Here is an 18,225-nt window from a genome sequence, read left to right on the forward strand (position 1 = left end):
TATTTATTATGAAATGAATGGAGTATGTAAAATGCGAACTATGACTAAATACTCTAAGAATGTTTTTATTAACAAGGTGATATCTTCACTATGTTAATTATTTTGTTTTTAGCAAAAATATTCAGAAAAGTATATTGTTTTTTCTTTTTATTAAAAATAATTAGAATTTTATAACGATGGAAGTGTGAACAATAATTCATAGAATCTTTCTAGCAAACTAGTAAGAAGAAAGGTACAATGATAAGAGGTATGTCTGTAAAATAATAATTAATGGAGTTTTGTTTAAAATGAAAAAGTTAAAATATCTTTTTATTTTTGGAATTATATGTGCTGCCGCGTTTTTTATAGGGAAAGATAAAATTATACAAAAGGCGCAAGTGTTCCGTTTAGAGTTTTTATCTGAAATGAAAGAAGCGACTATGATTGAAAATGTTCCGTTTATAAAGCAGTTACCAGAATTACCTCGTGGATGTGAAGTTACAAGTTTGGCTATGTTGCTACAATACAAAGGTATACAAGTAGATAAGATGCAACTTGCTAGCGAAATTCATCGTGTTCCATTTGAACAAAATGGTTTACGTGGAAATCCTTATGAGGGGTTCGTTGGAAATATTTATACGAAGACAGAGCCAGGATATGGTGTATATAATCAACCCATTTTTAATTTAGCAGAAAAATATGCTCCTGAAAAAGTAGTTAATTTAACAGGTAGAGACGTGCAAGATATGTATAAAGTAGTTAGTTCCGGTTCGCCAGTATGGGTCATTATTAATACAACGTTTAAGCCACTAGCCGAGAGTAGTTTTGAAACATGGAATACAAGCTCTGGCGAAGTGAAAATTACATATTATGAACATAGTGTATTAATAGTTGGGTATGATCAAAACTTTGTATATGTAAATGATCCACTTAAAAATAATCCGCGTTTTGCTGTTCCGCGAGCAGAGTTTGAGAAAGCTTGGGAGCAAATGGGGAAACAAGCGATTACTATTTTATAATACTGAAAAAGTCATCTTTTTGATGGCTTTTTATTTTTAAGTTATTATAACGGAAAATTCAGAAGATTCTTTTAAAAGTTAACGATTCACGTTATAATAACATTTAACTTGGTGAAGAAGGGGCGAAGAGAAATGGATGTTGCAAAGGAACTGGTTTTATCGAAAAATCAATTAATTGAGTGGAGAAGGCATTTTCATAAGTATCCAGAGTTATCTTTTCAAGAAGAAAAAACATCACAGTTTGTATTCGATATACTTCAAAAAATCCCACATTTAGAAGTGTCAAGACCTACTAAATATAGTGTAATGGCAAGGTTAATTGGTAAGCAACCTGGTAAAACCATCGCGGTTCGTGCTGACATGGACGCGCTTCCTATTCATGAAGAAAATGAGTTTGATTTTATTTCTACATATCCAGGTGTGATGCATGCATGTGGCCATGATGGACATATAGCGATATTACTTGGGGTCGTACATAAGTTAGTAGAAGAAAGAGAGAAGATTAAAGGAGAGATTCGTTTTCTCTTCCAACATGCAGAAGAAAACTTTCCTGGCGGTGCAGAGGAAATGGTTGCAGCGGGTGTAATGGAATGTGTGGATTATATTATTGGTGCTCACCTTTGGGCATCGTTAGAGGTTGGTAAAATAGGTGTAATTTATGGTCCTGCAATGGCAGCCCCAGATGTTTTTAAAATTACGATAGAAGGAAAAGGTGGACATGCTGGAATCCCTCATGAAACGGTTGATAGCATTGCAATCGGTACACAAGTTGTTTCGCAAATTCAGCACATTGTATCTCGCCTCACGAATCCATTAGATCCCCTTGTAGTATCTGTTACGCAATTTCATGCTGGGACAACCCATAATGTGATCCCAGAACAAGCGGAGATTGAAGGGACAGTGCGGAGTTTAAGACATGAGTTGCGAGAAGAAACAGAGAAAAGGATTGAACGAATTGTGAAGCATGTGACGGAATCTTACGGGGCGAAATATACATTTTCTTATGAATATGGATACCGACCAGTAGTAAATGATTATGAAGTTACAGAGATTATTGAGCAAACAGCATTACAGCTTTATGGAAGAGAGCAAGTTACTCGTTTACAGCCGACGATGGCTGGAGAAGATTTTTCAGCGTTTTTACAAAAGGCGCCAGGTACATTCTTTTTTATCGGAGCGGGAAATAACGAGAAAGGAATTATATATCCTCACCATCATCCTCGTTTTACGATTGATGAAGATGCATTACCGATTGGCGTGGAAGTCTTTGTATCATCCATTATGAACTTTATAAGTAAAGGAGAATGAGATGAAGAAAATACACGTATTAGCGCTTATTCCAGTTTTTTGTTTAGTTATTGGACCTGTATTTGCTAATTCAGTTACTCCTTACGTATTAGGGATGCCATTTTTATTGTTTTGGGTATTATTATCGGTGCTCATTACGTCTCTTTGTATGGGACTTGTGTACGTATTTGATCCTGCTAATAAGGGGGATGTAAAATGATCGCATTACTTATCATTATATTATTTTTGTTTCTTGCACTATTTTTAGGAATTCGGGCACAACATGGAAAAGATATGAATTTAGAGCAATGGTCAGTTGGTGGAAGAGGATTTGGCACTATTTTTGTTTTTCTTCTTATGGCAGGTGAAATTTATACGACGTTTACATTTTTAGGCGGAAGTGGATGGGCGTATAGTAAAGGAGCACCTACTTTCTATATTTTAGGTTATGGTGCACTAGCTTATATTTTATCTTACTTTTTATTGCCGCCAGTTTGGAAGTATGCGAAAGAGCATAATCTTGTTTCGCAGCCAGATTTTTTTGTGAAGAAATATAAGAGTCAGACACTTGGCATTATCGTTTCTGTCATTGGGGTTATTTCGATTATTCCATACCTTGTTTTACAGTTAAAAGGATTAGGAATTATCGTTTCGGAAGCATCTTACGGAAGGGTATCACCGGTTATTGCAGTGTGGATTGGTGCAATTGTTATAACGATATATGTAATGGTTTCAGGTATACACGGCTCTGCTTGGACAGCAGCTTTGAAGGATATTATGATACTGTTTATCGTTATGTTTTTAGGTATATATTTACCGTACCATTATTACGGGGGATTTCAGCCGATGTTTGAAGCGGTAGAAGCAGCGAAACCAGGATTTTTATCTTTACCTGATGAAGGGATGAGCATTTCTTGGTTTGTTTCTACTATTGTATTAACAGCTCTCGGTTTCTATATGTGGCCCCATACATTTGCTTCTGCTTTCTCTGCAAAAAATGAAAAAGTATTTAGGAAAAACGCGGCGATCATGCCCCTTTATTCTTTAGTATTGCTTTTCGTATTCTTTGCAGGTTTTGCTGCTATACTGCAAGTTCCAGGGTTAAAGGGAGGGGATGTAGACCTTTCGTTATTCCGTCTCGCTCTTCAAACATTTGATCCATGGTTTATTGGGATTATTGGTAGTGCAGGAGTATTAACAGCATTAGTTCCGGGTTCCATGCTTGTTATGGCGGCTTCTACTTTATTAGCAAAAAACATTTACCGAACAATGGTCCCATCTGCTTCAGATAGACAAGTTGCTAAAGTGGCAAAATTATTTGTGCCTGTAGTAACGCTTGTAGCTGTTTTGTTCACTTTTAAAGGTGGAGAAACAATAGGGGCACTTCTTTTAATGGGATATAGTATAGTGACACAACTTTTCCCTGCACTTGTATGTAGTTTGTTTCCACGTCAAGTTATTACGAAGCAAGGGGCAATTGCAGGGATGGGGATTGGGTTGTTAGTGGTCGCATATATTACTTTATCTGGTTCAACTATAGCTACGATGTTTCCAGCTTTCCCTCAATATATAAAAGATTTAAATGTAGGTATAGTCGCATTGTTAATGAATATGATTGTGATGTTTATCGTTAGCGGGTTCACGAGAAATGTGTCTATAAAGACAGACAATATAATAGTAGAAAAGTAATCCGTGTGCTAGAGCTATCTTTGAAAAGAGATAGCTCTTTTTTGTATATATTTTCTTCTATTAGCGGAATCTAACTAAAAACTTGTTGAAAAGGAAGTTAGGTGGGGGAATTGTTAGAGTTAAAAGGTAACTTATTTGAAGTTATGAAAGAAATTAGGGATGAGTTAGGTTCGCCTAATGATTTAACAATTAGGGAAGTTGCCCTTGCTGGTAGTTTTACACGCTGTGCGGTTATTTTTTTATGTGGGTTAACAGATAAGGATAATGTTTATAAATATGTAGTTCGTACACTTCAATATGAAGAAGTACAAAAAGAAGAAGCTGTTGTTCAAACGTTATTGGATCGCTTTATTTCTATTGCGGAAGTTGGTAAGAAGACAACGTTTCCGGATATTATAAATGCGATTTTAGCGGGAGATACAGTTATATTAATTGATAATATTCCAACCGCTATCGTGATTAATAGTAGAGCGTGGGAAAAAAGAAGTTTAGAACCGCCGGTAACAGAAGATTTAATACGTGGACCGAGGATTGGGTTAAATGAAGATATTAACGTGAATAAAATGTTAATTCGCCGTACTTTACGTGACCCGAAGCTGAGGTTTCAATCTTATATTATGGGGAAGAGATCCCAAAAAGAAGTGACGTTAGTATATATAGAAGACATTATTAACCCTTACATTGTAAAAGAGTTAGATCGGCGTCTTCAATCAATAGAGACAGATGTCGTTTTTGAGACGGGTACGATTGAGCAATTAATTCAAGATAATAATTTGTCACCGTTCCCGCAGTTTTTGAATACGGAAAGGCCTGATAATATTGTGGCCTCATTAGCGAAAGGAAAGGCTGCTATTTTGGTGGATGGATCACCGTTTGCCCTTATAGCTCCGTTAGTATTCGTTGATATTTTTCAATCTGTGGAAGATCACTATGAGCGTTGGGTAATTGGGACTTTATTAAGAATTTTGCGGATGGGTTCTGGCATAGTTGCAGTTTTAATGCCAGCGATGTATGTAGCTCTCGTATCATATCACCAAGGACTTATCCCTTCTAAACTGGCTTATTCAATCGCTGGAGCCAGGGAAGGTGTTCCGTTTCCCGCCTATATAGAAACGTTAATGATGGCATTAACGATGGAGTTAATACGAGAAGCGGGAATTAGGTTGCCGAAACCGATGGGGCAAACAATTGGGATTGTAGGTGGTCTTGTAATCGGAGAAGCGGCGGTGAACGCCGGAATTGTAAATCCGTTTTTAGTTATTATTATTGCGGTTACAGCTATTGCTACCTTTTCTCTCCCTGTATATAGCATTACAATTACGTTTCGTATTTTGCTTTTTGTCTTTGTTTTAGCGGCGACTGCTTTTGGTTTGTATGGAATTATTTTAGCTCTTATTGCACTTGCGGTTCATATTACGAATTTGAAGAGTGTCGGGGTGCCGTATACAACGCCTATTGCTCCTGCATTTTATAAAGATTGGAAAGAAGAACTTATTCGTATGCCAAAATCGATGTTGAAAGAGAGACCGGAATATTTACAAACGAAAGACGCTACATTACGTCCAAAGGAGCGAGAGTAATTGAAACCATTTGAGTATGGCGATGAAGAGATTGGATCTCGGGAAATTGGGTTTGCGGTATCTTCAACAATTATTGGTATAGGAGCATTGTCTATGCCAAGAGATATCGCTAACCAAACTTTATTTTCGGACGGTTGGATTATTTTGCTTTTGGGTGGATTGATATGTGCAGTTTTAGGTTGGTTTGTAACGAGGGTAGCTATTTTATTCCCGAAACAAAACTTTGTTCAATATACGAGTGCGCATTTGACAAAGCCTGTTGCATACACCATTAGTAGCATTTTAGTAGTAACGTTTGCTGCTTTGACAGCATATGAATCGCGAATGATTTCAATTATTTCACAAACGTATTTATTTAGTGATACACCAATACAACTACTGTCTTTCTTCTTCTTATTAGTCGTTATTTATGGAATAGCAGGATCAAGAGCTGCCTTATTAAGGTTAAATGTTCTATTCTTACCTATTGTTTTAATTGCGATAGTGCTTCTTTCTTTATTGAATATAAATTTAATGGAAATAAATAATTTACTACCAGCTTTTCAAACGAATATAAGTCAATATGCAGTTGGCGTTAAAAATTCTATTTTTACGTTTATTGGATTTGAGGTAGCTTTATTTTATGCGGTGTTGTTAAACGATAAGACAGCGAAAAAAGCTCCAATGGCAGTTGCAAAAGCGGTGATGGTAAACGTGTTGTCATACATTTTAATTTATGTAACTTGTATTAGTGTTTTTACGTATATGACAACGCGTGGGTTGACATATCCAACAATTGAATTAGGGAAAGAAATTGAAATTGGTGGGGGTTTTTTAGAAAGGTTTGATGCAATTTTTTTTACTACTTGGATTATTACTATTTATAACACGACAGCAATGTATTATGACGTCGCATCTTTGTTGTTTTGTGCTATGTTTCCGAAAGTGAAGAAACATATTTTTATTTTCGTAAGTGCCCCTATTATTTTTATGGTGAATATGCTCCCTGGTAATTTAAATACGTTATCAAGTTACGGAACGTATTTAGCGTGGATAGATATGGGGTTTGTCGTATTAGCTCCTTTGTTAGTTTTGATTGTATATAAAATAAAAAGAAGGAATGGTAGAAATGAAACACCTTCTTAAAATTATAATGGTTATGGTTTTAGCTGGATCTATAAGTGGGTGCTCTGAACTAGAAGAAATAGAAGAAAGAGGATTTGTAGTAGGCGCAGCTTACGATATTGTGAAGAAAAAGAAATCAAATCCGATTATGAAAGGGACGTATCAGATGGTACTTCCCAGTAAGTTAGCACAACAAGGTGGACAGGGCGATGGAGGTAGTGAAAATTATATTAATGTGAGTGCAAAAGCAGATAGTGTCTTTGAGCAAATCCGAATTATTGCTAAAAAAATTAGTCGAACATTATTTTTTCCACATATACAAGTGATTATTTTTTCGGAAGAATTACTGGCGAATCCGTATGTTTTGCAAAATACGTTAGATGTATATATTCGTGATCATGAAATGAGAAGAAATATTCGTTTGTTTGTTTCAAAGAAAAATGCAGAATCTATTTTAAAACAGAGTGCAAAACCTGAAAATTTACCGGCGCAGTATATTGATATGTTAGCTGAACATCCTCCGAAAAACGCTCAAATGATTGAGGCGGCGAGAATTGGTGAAGTGCAGGGGAAAATGATTGCAAATCGAAGTTTTGCATTACCTCTTTTAGGGCTAACAAAACAAGGGGTACAAATGGAAGGGGCGGCATTGGTTCGTGGAAAGGATAATAAGTGCGTTGGAATTTTGAGTGGAGAACAAACATTAGGAATGAACTATATAATAGGTAAAAAAATTGGAGGTTTCTTTACTGTTCGTAAAAAGAATCAGCTTATTACATATGAAATTCATAAATTGCGCCGAAAGATCCAGGTGTCTACTGAAAATGCTACAAAACCGAAGTTTGATATTCATTTGTCCACAGAAGGCATATTAGCTGAGTTGCATTTTAATGAACCGAAACAAGTGATGAGTGAAAAGCTTTTAAAGAAAGAGATTTCAAAGGAAATGACGAAGCGTATTGAAAAGTCTATACAACTTGTTCAAAAAAAATATAAGGTAGATGTATTGGAATTAGGAGAGGTATATAAGAGGCATAATTATAAAGAGTGGAAAAAAGTTAGTAAGAATTGGGATCAAGGTCAGAATTATTTTAGTAATGCTGAAATTAATGTTCATGTTGATCCGACAATTGAACATTCAGGTTCAGCTTTACCGAAGAAAGTGAAATAAGGTGATATGAGTTGTTTACTGGATTAGGGATTAGTTGCACGATATTAATGGCAGTTCTTCCGGGAGCCATATACTTTATTCATAAGAAACTCACAACGTATGGAGCACAGCCTTGGAATACTGATGCACAAAAAAAGAAACCTGAATGATTTCAGGTTTCTTTCGCGCAAAGCAAATGTGAAGGGGGATACCTTCTATGTATGCTTTGCTTATAAAAGCCCTAACCAATGTACCAATTGTGTAGAGAGGAATGTCACAACAATGGCGATAACGGTAGGTATTGCAAACGATAAGAATGTCCATTTTGCACTTTTTGTTTCTTTATATATGTTAACCAGTGTTGTTCCACATGGGAAATGAAGAAGTGAGAACAACATTGTGTTTAACGCTGTTAACCAAGTCCAGCCATTTTCTAAGAATAGATTTTTAATTTGGTTAAAATCATCTATTTCAGTTAAAGCTCCGGTTGATAAGTAAGACATTAATAAAATCGGGATAACAATTTCATTCGCTGGTAGTCCAAGAATGAACGCAGCTAAAATGAATCCATCAAGTCCTAACATTTTAGCGAATGGATCTAGGAAGTTTACAAAATACATAAGTAAGCTTGTGTCACCGATGAAAATATTAGCTAGTAACCAAGTTAATGCAGCCGCAGGGGCAGCTACAACGATAGCTCGTTTTAAAACATAAATTGATTTATCGAGTGTTGCACGTACAATTGTATTCCAAACTTTTGGCTTACGGTACGGTGGTAACTCAAGAGTGTAGTGAGTTGGCACACCTTTTAAAGCTGTTTTTGATAGTACCCAAGAAACAGTTAATGTCATAATAACACCAATTACAACCATTCCAACTACAACGCCAGCAGTAACTAATGTTTGCATACTACCTGTATAACCAGCAGCCATAAATAATGAAGCCATTAAAATTAACATAGGCCAGCGACCGTTACAAGGAACGAAGTTGTTTGTTAAGATTGCAAGCATACGTTCACGTGGTGATTCAATAATACGCGTTGACATAATAGCGGCTGCATTACAACCAAATCCCATTGCCATTGTTAAAGACTGTTTGCCATGTGCACCGGAACGTTTAAATAAGCGATCCATATTAAAAGCGACACGTGGTAAATATCCGTAGTTTTCTAATAGTGCGAACATAGGGAAAAAGATTGCCATAGGTGGCAACATAACGCTAATAACAGCACCGATACCACGGAATAAACCAAGTATTAAAATGCCATGTAGCCATTCGGGTGCATGTGCTGCCTGGAACCAAGATGTTAAATATCCTTCGGCCCATCCGAAAAACTCAGCAATCATATCAGATGGTACGTTAGCACCTGCAATTGTAAGATAAAAAATAATAGATAAAATACCGAGCATAATTGGAAATCCCCAGATTGGAGATGTGAAAATTTTATCTAGTTTTTCAGAACGATACAATTTATCAGTATTTGTATATTGAACAGACTCTTTACATATGCTTGCAGATGTTCGATAAATATCTCCGACAATATCATCTCGTATATCTTCTTTTGAGAGTGCTTGTGCATGTTGAATAATATAGTCTAATGGAAGAGCTTTACTGGCTGAGTGAGATTCCATTCATTACGACCTCCCTTACAAGTGGTTCATTATGGTGTTTTTGAAGTGTAGTTAAGAAATTTTTATCTCCATCTAATATACGTAACGCAATCCAACGTGCTGGATACGTATCACCGAACACTTTATAAATTTGTGGTTCTAATTCCTGAATCATATTTTCGATTTTTTCACTGTAAGAAATTTTAATTGGTGTTGGAATTAATTTTTTATTTGCTACTTTAGCGATAACACTTAGCAAATGCCCAATACCTACTCGGTTACGAGCAGAAATCTTAACTACAGGTACACCGAGCGATTTTGCTAATTTCTTTTCATCAATAACGATGCCTTTTTTCTCCGCTTCATCAATTAAATTAATACAAATGACTACATTGCTTGTCATTTCCATCACTTGGAGGGCTAAATTTAAATTTCTTTCCATTGCAGTTGCATCTATAACAACTACAGTTACTTCTGGTTTTTCAAATATAATATAATCTCTTGCTACTTCTTCATCCGCAGAATTTGAATATAGTGAGTAAGTTCCAGGTAAATCTATTAATGTATATTTACTTCCGTTATGTTCATATTCCCCTTCAGCTTTTAAAACAGTTTTTCCCGTCCAGTTTCCAGTGTGTTGTTTTAAGCCTGTTAAAGTGTTAAATAATGTACTTTTCCCGGTGTTCGGGTTGCCAGCTAAAGCAATACGATGTTTGCTCATCTGAAATCATCTCCTATTAATACCCCGAAAATAAGGGAACTTTCTTCCTTACGTAGTGCGATAGTTGTATTGCTTACTTGATAAGCGACCGGATCTCCAAGCGGACTGCGCTGTAATACTTTAATTGTTGCCCCAGGGATAAATCCTAAGTCTAATAAACGTCGTTTCATAGTTCCTTCTAATTGTATCTTCTCAATTTGTACAAACTCTCCTGTCTTAAACTCGGAAAGTGGTTTTGTATTAGCCGATACCATAAAAGTTACCTCATCTCTATATTGTTTGTTTAAGTTTAAAAAGTTTCCTTAGGTAAACTTTTTGTTAATAATATAGTAGACTACATTGGATGATGCTGTCAATTGGTACTTTAAAAATATTCATTTATTTTTAGAATTGTTCCAATTTATTTAGTTGTACTAAAAAATATTACTGAAATTCTGTTGAATGTAAATAAAGTAAGAGTGTAAAAGTTAAAAGATACAATGTATTTGTAAATGTATTTTTAATTAAAAGGGGAAAAGAGCGAAAAACATTTACATTGAATTTACATTGTTAAGAATAAATTTACATTACAGCTTAATTCGTGTGGATTTTGTTGGGTTCTTTAACTATAAATGTTGGGATTCCTAGCTTTTAAGGGCTATTATCGTCATTTACTTAAAATTAAAAATTGCTTAACACTCACATAATATTGTTGTCCTACAATGAATTTGTGTTCGAAAGAAAATGAATTCGAAAAGTGAGAATCCAAATGGGGGTACAAGACATGGTTATGAAAAAAGGTATTAAATTTTCTTTAGCGGCTTTAGTGGTAGCAGGAGCGTTAGTTGGATGTGGGAAAGCAGATGATACAGCTAGTAAAGAAACTGCTAAAGGAAGCGATAATACAAAACAAGAATTATCAGGTACGATTGCAGCAGCTGGTTCTACAGCTCTTCTACCTCTTGCGGAGGAAGCTGGAAAGAAATTCATGGAGAAAAATTCAAAAGTTTCTATTCAAGTGCAAGGCGGCGGTAGTGGAACTGGGATTAACCAAGTAGCATCGGGTGCAGTACAAATTGGTAATTCAGATGTTCCATCAGGGGATAAAATAAAAGATGCTGAAAAAGCGAAAGAATTAGTAGATAACAAGGTTGCGGGTATTGCATTCGCGCTTGTCGTAAATAAAGATGTAAAAGTTGATAACTTAACAGTGCAACAAGTACAAGATATCTTCACTGGGAAAGTAACAAACTGGAAAGAGGTAGGCGGGAAAGATGAAAAAATCAACGTAATTAACCGTCCAGCTTCATCTGGTACACGTGCTACATTTGAAAAGACAGTTATGAAAGAAGCGAAAATTAACGATGGAACTGGTACAACACAAGATTCTAACGGTGCAGTAGAGCAAGCGATCAATTCTACTCCAGGTTCAGTAAGTTATTTAGCAATGTCTTACATGGTTGGCGATAAAAAAGGTGCGCTACAAACAGTGAAAATTGATGGTTCTGAACCAAAAGTTGAAAACATTTCGTCTGGTAAATATCCATTCTGGTCTTACGAGTACATGGTAACAAAAGGTGAAGCGAAAGAAGCAACGAAAGCTTACATTGATTATGTAAAAGGCAAAGACTTTGAAAAGCAAGTAGAAGATATGGGTTACATCCCAATGTCTAAATTAAATAAGTAATAAATTTTTATGGGGCTGGCTGCAAGGCCAGTCCTGTTCATTTCAATCTATGAAGTGGGGTCTGACCTGTGATGAAGGGGAAAAAACAAATTAATTACGTAAAAAGTGAATATATAGGAAGATCGCTTGTTACGTTTTGTGGTATTTTTATTGTTTTAATTACATTAGCTATTATTGCTTTTATTTGCGGTAAAGGTATTCAATCTTTTACACAAAGTGGTATCTCATTTACTGAGATGTTAACATCGACAAAATGGAATCCAAATGCTGACGAAGGAACCTTCGGGGCTTTGATTTTTATTGTAGGTTCAACGGTGGTTTCGTTAGGTGCGGTTATTATTAGTGCGCCAATTGCTATAGCTCTTGCTATATTCATGAATTTAATTTCGCCAAAGTTTGGAAATAAAGTATTGAAGCCCGTTTTAGAATTATTAGTTGGTATTCCTTCGGTTGTATACGGATTATTAGGGGTTACGATTTTAGTGCCACTATTACGTGATTCGTTCGGGGGAGTGGGATTTAGTCTAATTGCGGGTATTGTTGTATTAAGTATTATGATTTTACCTACTATTGCTAGTATCGCTTCTGATGCAATACGCTCTGTTCCATTTGATTATTTAGAAGCTTCTTATGGTCTAGGATCGACGAAATGGCAAGCGGTTAGCCGAGTGATTGTTCCTGCTGCGAAAAAAGGGATTTTAACAGGTGTTGTTTTAGGTTTAGCGCGTGCTTTTGGTGAAGCATTAGCGGTTCAAATGGTAATCGGGAACACAATTAAATTACCAGAAGGAATATATAGCCCGACAGCGACGTTAACTGGTATTTTGACAATGGACATGACAAATACATTAAACGGAACTGCTTGGAATAATGCGCTATGGACTTTAGCGATGATTTTACTTGTTATTTCATTCCTGTTTATTTTAGTAATTCGAGCGATTGGGCAAAGAGGTGAGCGATAATAATGAATGCAAGAACGGTAAATAAAATTTGGACAGGTATCTTTTATGCAGTTGCAGCTTTAGTTGTAGCTCTGCTAGTATTCTTAGTGTTTGAAATTCTGCAAAAGGGATGGGGATTTTGGGATCCTGATTTCTTGTTTGGAGAACCAAGTAATACAAGAGCTGGTGGTGGGATTGGTCCACAGTTATTCAATTCCTTCTACATGCTTGTTATAACGCTTGTTATATCTATTCCTCTTGGGTTAGGGGCTGGAATATATTTAGCAGAGTACGCAAAACAAGGGCGCTTTTTAAATTTTGTTCGTTTATGTATTGAGACAATGGCGTCGTTACCTTCGATTGTTGTTGGTTTATTCGGTTTGTTAGTGTTCGTTACCATGACAGGTTGGGGATACACAGTAATGGGCGGTGCTCTTGCTTTAACTATTTTAAACTTACCAGGTTTAACACGTGTTTGTGAAAATGCGATTTCAGAAGTGCCTCATAATGTAAAAGAGGCAAGTCTTGGATTAGGTGCAACGAAATGGCAAACAATTGCTCGTATCATTATTCCGTCGTCATTACCGCAAATTATTACAGGTATTATTTTAGCGGCAGGTCGTATATTTGGTGAAGCGGCAGCGTTAATTTACACAGCGGGTTTAACATCCCCGATTTTAAATTCAGCAGCGGACTTCTCAAGTCCTGCCCATCCTCTAAATCCATTTAGACCAGCTGAAACGTTAGCGGTTCACATTTGGAAGTTAAATTCTGAAGGAGTTATTCCGGATGCAAAGTTGATTGCGACAAAATCTGCAGCTGTATTAATTATTATGGTATTACTATTCAATGTTATTTCGCGCTTGGTAGCATCTATATTGCATAAGCGTTTTACAGGAACGAAAAGAAAAAGTAAAACGACGAAGAAGGTAAAAGCAGCATAAAATACAAAAAGAACTCTCTACTTATAAGTAGAGAGTTCTTTTTGTATTTTAATATAGAAGGAATGGATGTAATGATTGTTGAATTTGTAATTGATTATATAGATGAATAGGTACAGATGAGAGGAGAAGTTAATTTGTTTTTTCTATAAATGTCAGGTTTTCCTGGATCGGGAAAATCGACAGTTTCTAAGTATATAGCGAAGTTAACAGGTGCTGTAATTGTAGATCATGACGTTTTGAAATCGGCATTGTTACAATCATTAGAAATGAAAGGGGTTGAATCGACAATTGTTGGAGGAGTATCATACGATATTGAATGGGCATTGATTGATTCTTATTTAGAACAAGGGCATAGTGTTATATTGGATAGTCCGTGTCTATATGAAGGGATGGTTGAAAAAGGAATAAAATTGTCTAATAAACATGGTGTAAAATATAAATATATCGAATGTTACCTTAATGATATGGAAGAGATTAATCATAGGCTGCAAACACGTAAACGTATGGCCAGTCAGATTGGAAAAGTGGATTCGGAAGTAGCTTTTAAAAAGTGGTTAGATGGTAGTAAGAGACCTTCGAATACTGAATATCTTATTGTAGATTCTGATAAACCTCTAGAGCGATATGCTCAAAAAATGATGGATTATATGAGTAGGTAGAGAAAAGCGTTATCTTCATTCATGAAGATAACGCTTTTCTTTTAAATATCAGGTGTTTCTGTGGAAGTGCTTATTTTTCTACGAGAGCGTCTTTTTCTCCCGATTTTATCTAATAGTTCATACATAACTGGAACGACTACTAATGTAAGAACGGTTGAGACTGCTAAACCACCGATGACAACGACGGCAAGACTTTTTGATACCATGCTTCCTGCTTGCGATTGACCAAATAGGAGAGGGAGCATAGCGACGATTGTTGTTATAGCTGTCATAATGATTGGACGTAATCTAGTGGATCCCGCTTCTAGTAAGGCATCTCTTGTTTCCATTCCGTGTTCCCGATTTTGTTGCACTCTTTCTATTAATACAATAGCGTTTGTAACGACAATCCCGATTAACATTAATGCGCCGATCAAGGAATTTACATCAACGGGTGTTCCTGAAATGATTAATCCTAAAATACCGCCAACAGCAGCTAATGGTAAGGAGAACAAAATTGCAAAAGGAGCGCGCGCCTGTCCGAAGGTGATAACCATAATTAAATATACAATCCCGATTGCAATCCCCATAATTTTGAATAAATCTGTGAAGTTCTCTTGCATAGATTCAGTTGCACCTGCAATAGTTACTTTTGCGCCGCTAGGTAAGTCTAAGTTAGCTATCGTTTCGTTTACTTCTGCGCTTACTTTACTTAAATCTTCATTTGAGGCCTCGGCAGTAATTTGAATCGTTTCTTTTCCGTCTTTATGGAAGACTTCTGTTTGAAGTTTCTTTTCTGAAATAGTTGCAATGTCTTTTAAAGGAATTGGTCCATTGATAGGTGATAGTATGTTTGTGTTTAAAATGTCTTCTTGTTTAGTGATGTTTTCTTTTTTGTGTTCTATTATAATAGTTGTTTTTTCATTATTGATTGAAACTTCACCAATAGGTGATTTCTTCATAAGGAATGCTACTTGTTGTGCTGCTAATTCTGGTGTTAAGCCTAGTTGTTCGGCCTTTGTTTGATCAACATGGATTTGCCATTCTTTCTTAGAGTCTTCTAAATTTGTTTTTACTTTAGAGAGAGCAGCCATATCTTTTAGTTTTGTTTCGACGATAGTAGCAGCCTCTTTTAAATTCGTTTCGTTAGTTGCTGTTACGTTAAATTGCAAATTGTTGCCACCACCAGAGCTTGAATAACTCGTTTTTATATAATCTAGTTCAGCAGGCTCAAAAGCTTTATGTTCTTTCTTTAACTTTTTAATATATTGATCAATATCAGAGCCTTTCTTGAAGACTACAAATATACTGGCAAGATTATTTTTTGTCGTTTGCCCCCATTGTGCATCTTCTGCGCTAGATCCCATTCGTAAAATAACATCTGTTACATCCGAATTAGAAAGTAATTTCTTTTCGAAATCGAAGGCTTTTTGTTTTTGTGTTTCAGGAGCGTAATCAGCTGGGAAAGTCATATTAATAGATAACATTGTGTCGTCTTCAGATTTTATGTTCGCTTTCGGTAGTAATACATAGGCTGCAATCGATCCTGCGAATAATAAAAAAGCAGTAAGTAAAATAATGAATTTATGCGAAAGAGCCCACTTTAATGTAGCGACATATCGTGGTGAAGAACTTGGCTTTTTGTGCTTTGTTTTTTTGAGTAGTAAAAAAGCCATAAGTGGAACAACTGTTAGTGCAACGATTAAGGATGATAGTATAGAATATACAACTGCTAATACCATAGGTAACATTAATTTTCCGATTACTCCTGATACGAGGCCGATAGGTAAGAAAACAGCGACTGTTGTTAAAGTAGAAGAAGTAATTGCGACGGCGACCTCTTTCGTTGCATCGAGAATAATATCTTTAGAGAAAGATTCTTTTTGTAAACGACGGAAAATATTCTCGATGACAACGATACTATCATCAACGAGACGTCCAACTGCAACTGCTAAACCACCGAGCGTTAAGGTGTTAAGTGTGATGTTAGATTGGTGTAGTAAAAAGAGTGTTAATAAAATAGATAATGGAATACTGACAACGGCGATGAGTGTCGTTCGGAAGTTACGCAAAAAGATTAAGATAATTAGAGTTGCAGCAATTGCTCCAAGAATTACTTCTTTGCCCATACTAGTAACAGCATTTTCAACTTGCTCATGAGTTGAGGCTAAAAGTTTAATAGAAAACTGATCTTTATATTGTTTACTTATATCTTTGATTTTCTTATCGATTTCCTTTCCGATTGCAACTGCATTTTTACTTGGCTCTTTCATGATGATTAATCCGGTTCCTTCTTCTCCGTTTATATGCGAGATTGTATCGTAGTGTTGTTTAAGTTCGATTTGAGCAACATCTTGCAATTTTACTTGAGGTGCAACGGTTATGTTTTTAATATCATCTACATTTTTTATATCCCCAATGACACGAAGGTTATATTCTTCTTTATTAACGGTAATTGCTCCAGCTGGAGTAGAAGTTTCTTTTCCTTGTAAAACTTTTAATATTTGTTCTGTTGTTACGTTTTTATCTTTTAATTGGTTTGGGTCTAGTATGATAGATAATTCAGAGGCTGATTTTCCGAAAAACATAACGTTGGCAACACCATCAATGCTTTCGAGTTGTGGTACGATTTCTTTTTCGATTTGTTTTTCATCTGCTTTTGAAAATCCGTTTTGCTTCTGGATAGCAATTTGAGCGAGTGGAATCATAGAAGTATTTAATTGGCTAACTATGGGTTTAGTTGCACCTTTAGGTAATTTAATTGTGTTAATGGCCTTTTCAACCTCGCGTGCTGCGTCTTTCATGTTTGCTTTGGATGTATACGCGATATCGATACGTGATAACCCCTCGTGCGTAGAAGAGGTGATGCTGTCGATGTGTTCTAAATTGCGAAATTGTTTTTCGAGGGGATCAGTTACTTCTTTCGTCATCGCTTCAGCGTCGAGTCCTTGGGATAAAGTTGTGATAGTGACTGCTGGATTATCGATGCTTGGTAAAAATTCCATAGGTAATTTAGATCCAGAATAAACGCCAAGTATGGAAATGAGAAAAACCATGATGATAACAGCGGCGCGGTTTTTTAATGAAAACTTTGTTAACCTATCCATAAAGTAATTCCTCCATTGGTTTATTTATAGTTGAGTACGTCCTTTCTTACTATATAACAAAAAATGGATATTTTTCATTAATTAAATGTAAAAAAATTCTAACAATAATTTTAAGTTAATGTTTTTGTTGGAATTTCGTTATTTATTCCGCTATTCGCCGAGCGATAAGACTATTACCTAATCGAGCTGTCTGTAAACAACCGATTCGTTCAATTAATAGTTTGTGTGGAGGAACAAAACTAAAAATCGGCATGTTTGCTTTATGTAGGAAGTGGTGAATCTATTTTTTTAGTTTGGATTGATTTGTTTTTTATATTGTTAGTCTATAGAGAAGTAAATGATCAGGCTTTAATATAGAAGAGAATGAAAATCTAGGAAGGGGTTATGAAATACAGTTTGGTTAACTAGAGTTTATTGGTATACAATTTAAATAGCTGTTTTCCATAGATGGGATTAGGTGTCTCTATATAGAAGAAAGTAGGATGGATATTTTTTTTTGTGTTTTTTTAAAAAAACACTTGTTATTTAAAAAACATGATGGTATATTAATAAACGTCGCTGATGCGGAAACGCAGAAAACGACAAAAAAGAAATTTTAAAACGTAGTTGACATCGAAAAATGAAGATGTTAATATAGTGAAGTCGCTTCTGAAGCGGCAGACAAGTTCTTTGAAAACTGAACGAAACAAACAACGTGAAACGTCAATTTTTATTTTTAGATGCTAGACAAACTAACTTTATTGGAGAGTTTGATCCTGGCTCAGGATGAACGCTGGCGGCGTGCCTAATA

The 18,225-nt window shown here is 35.8% G+C and carries 16 protein-coding genes; 12 read left to right on the plus strand and 4 right to left on the minus strand.

Annotation, left to right across the window (positions count from 1 at the left end; translation table 11 throughout):
* Positions 1-287: 287 nt before the first annotated feature.
* The 8 genes from ACSG5Z_RS27300 to ACSG5Z_RS27335 all read left to right on the plus strand — a co-directional run bounded on the left by ACSG5Z_RS27300 (position 288) and on the right by ACSG5Z_RS27335 (position 7,978).
* Positions 288-998 (plus strand): C39 family peptidase, encoded by a 711-nt coding sequence (locus ACSG5Z_RS27300; protein ID WP_435712621.1) that lies wholly within the window; start codon positions 288-290, stop codon positions 996-998.
* A gap of 132 nt (positions 999-1,130) precedes the next feature.
* Positions 1,131-2,306, plus strand: a complete 1,176-nt coding sequence (locus ACSG5Z_RS27305; RefSeq protein WP_435712622.1) for an amidohydrolase — start codon at positions 1,131-1,133, stop codon at positions 2,304-2,306.
* Between the two features lies 1 nt (position 2,307).
* Positions 2,308-2,505, plus strand: coding sequence for a DUF3311 domain-containing protein (locus ACSG5Z_RS27310; RefSeq protein WP_087983279.1), 198 nt, complete (start codon positions 2,308-2,310; stop codon positions 2,503-2,505).
* Complete coding sequence (locus ACSG5Z_RS27315) at positions 2,502-3,974, plus strand: sodium:solute symporter family protein (protein ID WP_088061933.1); 1,473 nt, start codon at positions 2,502-2,504, stop codon at positions 3,972-3,974. The genes ACSG5Z_RS27310 and ACSG5Z_RS27315 overlap by 4 nt, the downstream gene beginning before the upstream one ends.
* Positions 3,975-4,075: 101 nt before the next feature.
* Positions 4,076-5,554 carry a spore germination protein GerLA gene (gene gerLA / locus ACSG5Z_RS27320; RefSeq protein WP_098190730.1) on the plus strand — a complete coding sequence of 493 codons (1,479 nt, stop codon included), beginning with the start codon at positions 4,076-4,078 and terminating at the stop codon, positions 5,552-5,554.
* Complete coding sequence (gene gerLB / locus ACSG5Z_RS27325; protein ID WP_087983274.1) at positions 5,555-6,679, plus strand: spore germination protein GerLB; 1,125 nt, start codon at positions 5,555-5,557, stop codon at positions 6,677-6,679. It begins immediately after the preceding gene.
* Positions 6,663-7,829, plus strand: coding sequence for a spore germination protein GerLC (gene gerLC / locus ACSG5Z_RS27330; RefSeq protein WP_137034949.1), 1,167 nt, complete (start codon positions 6,663-6,665; stop codon positions 7,827-7,829). The genes gerLB and gerLC overlap by 17 nt, the downstream gene beginning before the upstream one ends.
* Positions 7,830-7,840: 11 nt before the next feature.
* Positions 7,841-7,978: a hypothetical protein gene (locus ACSG5Z_RS27335; protein ID WP_000493989.1), complete on the plus strand. Its 138-nt coding sequence runs from the start codon at positions 7,841-7,843 to the stop codon at positions 7,976-7,978.
* Between the two features lie 60 nt (positions 7,979-8,038).
* On the opposite strand, the gene ACSG5Z_RS27340 is transcribed toward ACSG5Z_RS27335, so the two are convergent.
* Genes ACSG5Z_RS27340 through ACSG5Z_RS27350 form a run of 3 tightly spaced genes read right to left on the minus strand, consistent with a single transcriptional unit; the run spans position 8,039 to position 10,393 of the window.
* A complete protein-coding gene (locus ACSG5Z_RS27340) occupies positions 8,039-9,439 on the minus strand; it encodes a nucleoside recognition domain-containing protein (protein ID WP_088061939.1) in 1,401 nt (466 codons plus the stop codon).
* Positions 9,417-10,139: a FeoB small GTPase domain-containing protein gene (locus tag ACSG5Z_RS27345; protein WP_046953769.1), complete on the minus strand. Its 723-nt coding sequence runs from the start codon at positions 10,137-10,139 to the stop codon at positions 9,417-9,419. Before ACSG5Z_RS27345 ends, ACSG5Z_RS27340 begins: the two co-directional genes overlap by 23 nt.
* Complete coding sequence (locus ACSG5Z_RS27350; protein ID WP_000252989.1) at positions 10,136-10,393, minus strand: FeoA family protein; 258 nt, start codon at positions 10,391-10,393, stop codon at positions 10,136-10,138. The genes ACSG5Z_RS27345 and ACSG5Z_RS27350 overlap by 4 nt, the downstream gene beginning before the upstream one ends.
* Before the next feature lie 509 nt (positions 10,394-10,902).
* On the opposite strand from ACSG5Z_RS27350, the gene ACSG5Z_RS27355 reads away from it, so the two are divergent.
* The 4 genes from ACSG5Z_RS27355 (at position 10,903) to ACSG5Z_RS27370 (ending at position 14,349) form a co-directional block, all read left to right on the plus strand.
* On the plus strand, positions 10,903-11,805 hold the full coding sequence (locus ACSG5Z_RS27355; RefSeq protein ID WP_000245097.1) for a phosphate ABC transporter substrate-binding protein PstS family protein: 903 nt from the start codon (positions 10,903-10,905) through the stop codon (positions 11,803-11,805).
* Positions 11,806-11,876: 71 nt separating this feature from the next.
* On the plus strand, positions 11,877-12,767 hold the full coding sequence (pstC, locus tag ACSG5Z_RS27360; RefSeq protein WP_000676675.1) for a phosphate ABC transporter permease subunit PstC: 891 nt from the start codon (positions 11,877-11,879) through the stop codon (positions 12,765-12,767).
* Positions 12,768-12,769: 2 nt separating this feature from the next.
* Positions 12,770-13,690: a phosphate ABC transporter permease PstA gene (gene pstA / locus ACSG5Z_RS27365; protein ID WP_048562942.1), complete on the plus strand. Its 921-nt coding sequence runs from the start codon at positions 12,770-12,772 to the stop codon at positions 13,688-13,690.
* Between the two features lie 149 nt (positions 13,691-13,839).
* Positions 13,840-14,349 carry a P-loop nucleotide/nucleoside kinase family protein gene (locus ACSG5Z_RS27370; protein ID WP_435712623.1) on the plus strand — a complete coding sequence of 170 codons (510 nt, stop codon included), beginning with the start codon at positions 13,840-13,842 and terminating at the stop codon, positions 14,347-14,349.
* A 41-nt stretch (positions 14,350-14,390) separates the two neighbouring features.
* Here the strand turns inward: ACSG5Z_RS27370 and ACSG5Z_RS27375 are convergent, their stop codons facing one another.
* Positions 14,391-17,435 (minus strand): efflux RND transporter permease subunit, encoded by a 3,045-nt coding sequence (locus tag ACSG5Z_RS27375; RefSeq protein ID WP_435712624.1) that lies wholly within the window; start codon positions 17,433-17,435, stop codon positions 14,391-14,393.
* Positions 17,436-18,225: the final 790 nt, after the last annotated feature.

Source organism: Bacillus pretiosus (assembly GCF_051294775.1).
Taxonomy (GTDB): domain Bacteria; phylum Bacillota; class Bacilli; order Bacillales; family Bacillaceae_G; genus Bacillus_A; species Bacillus_A wiedmannii.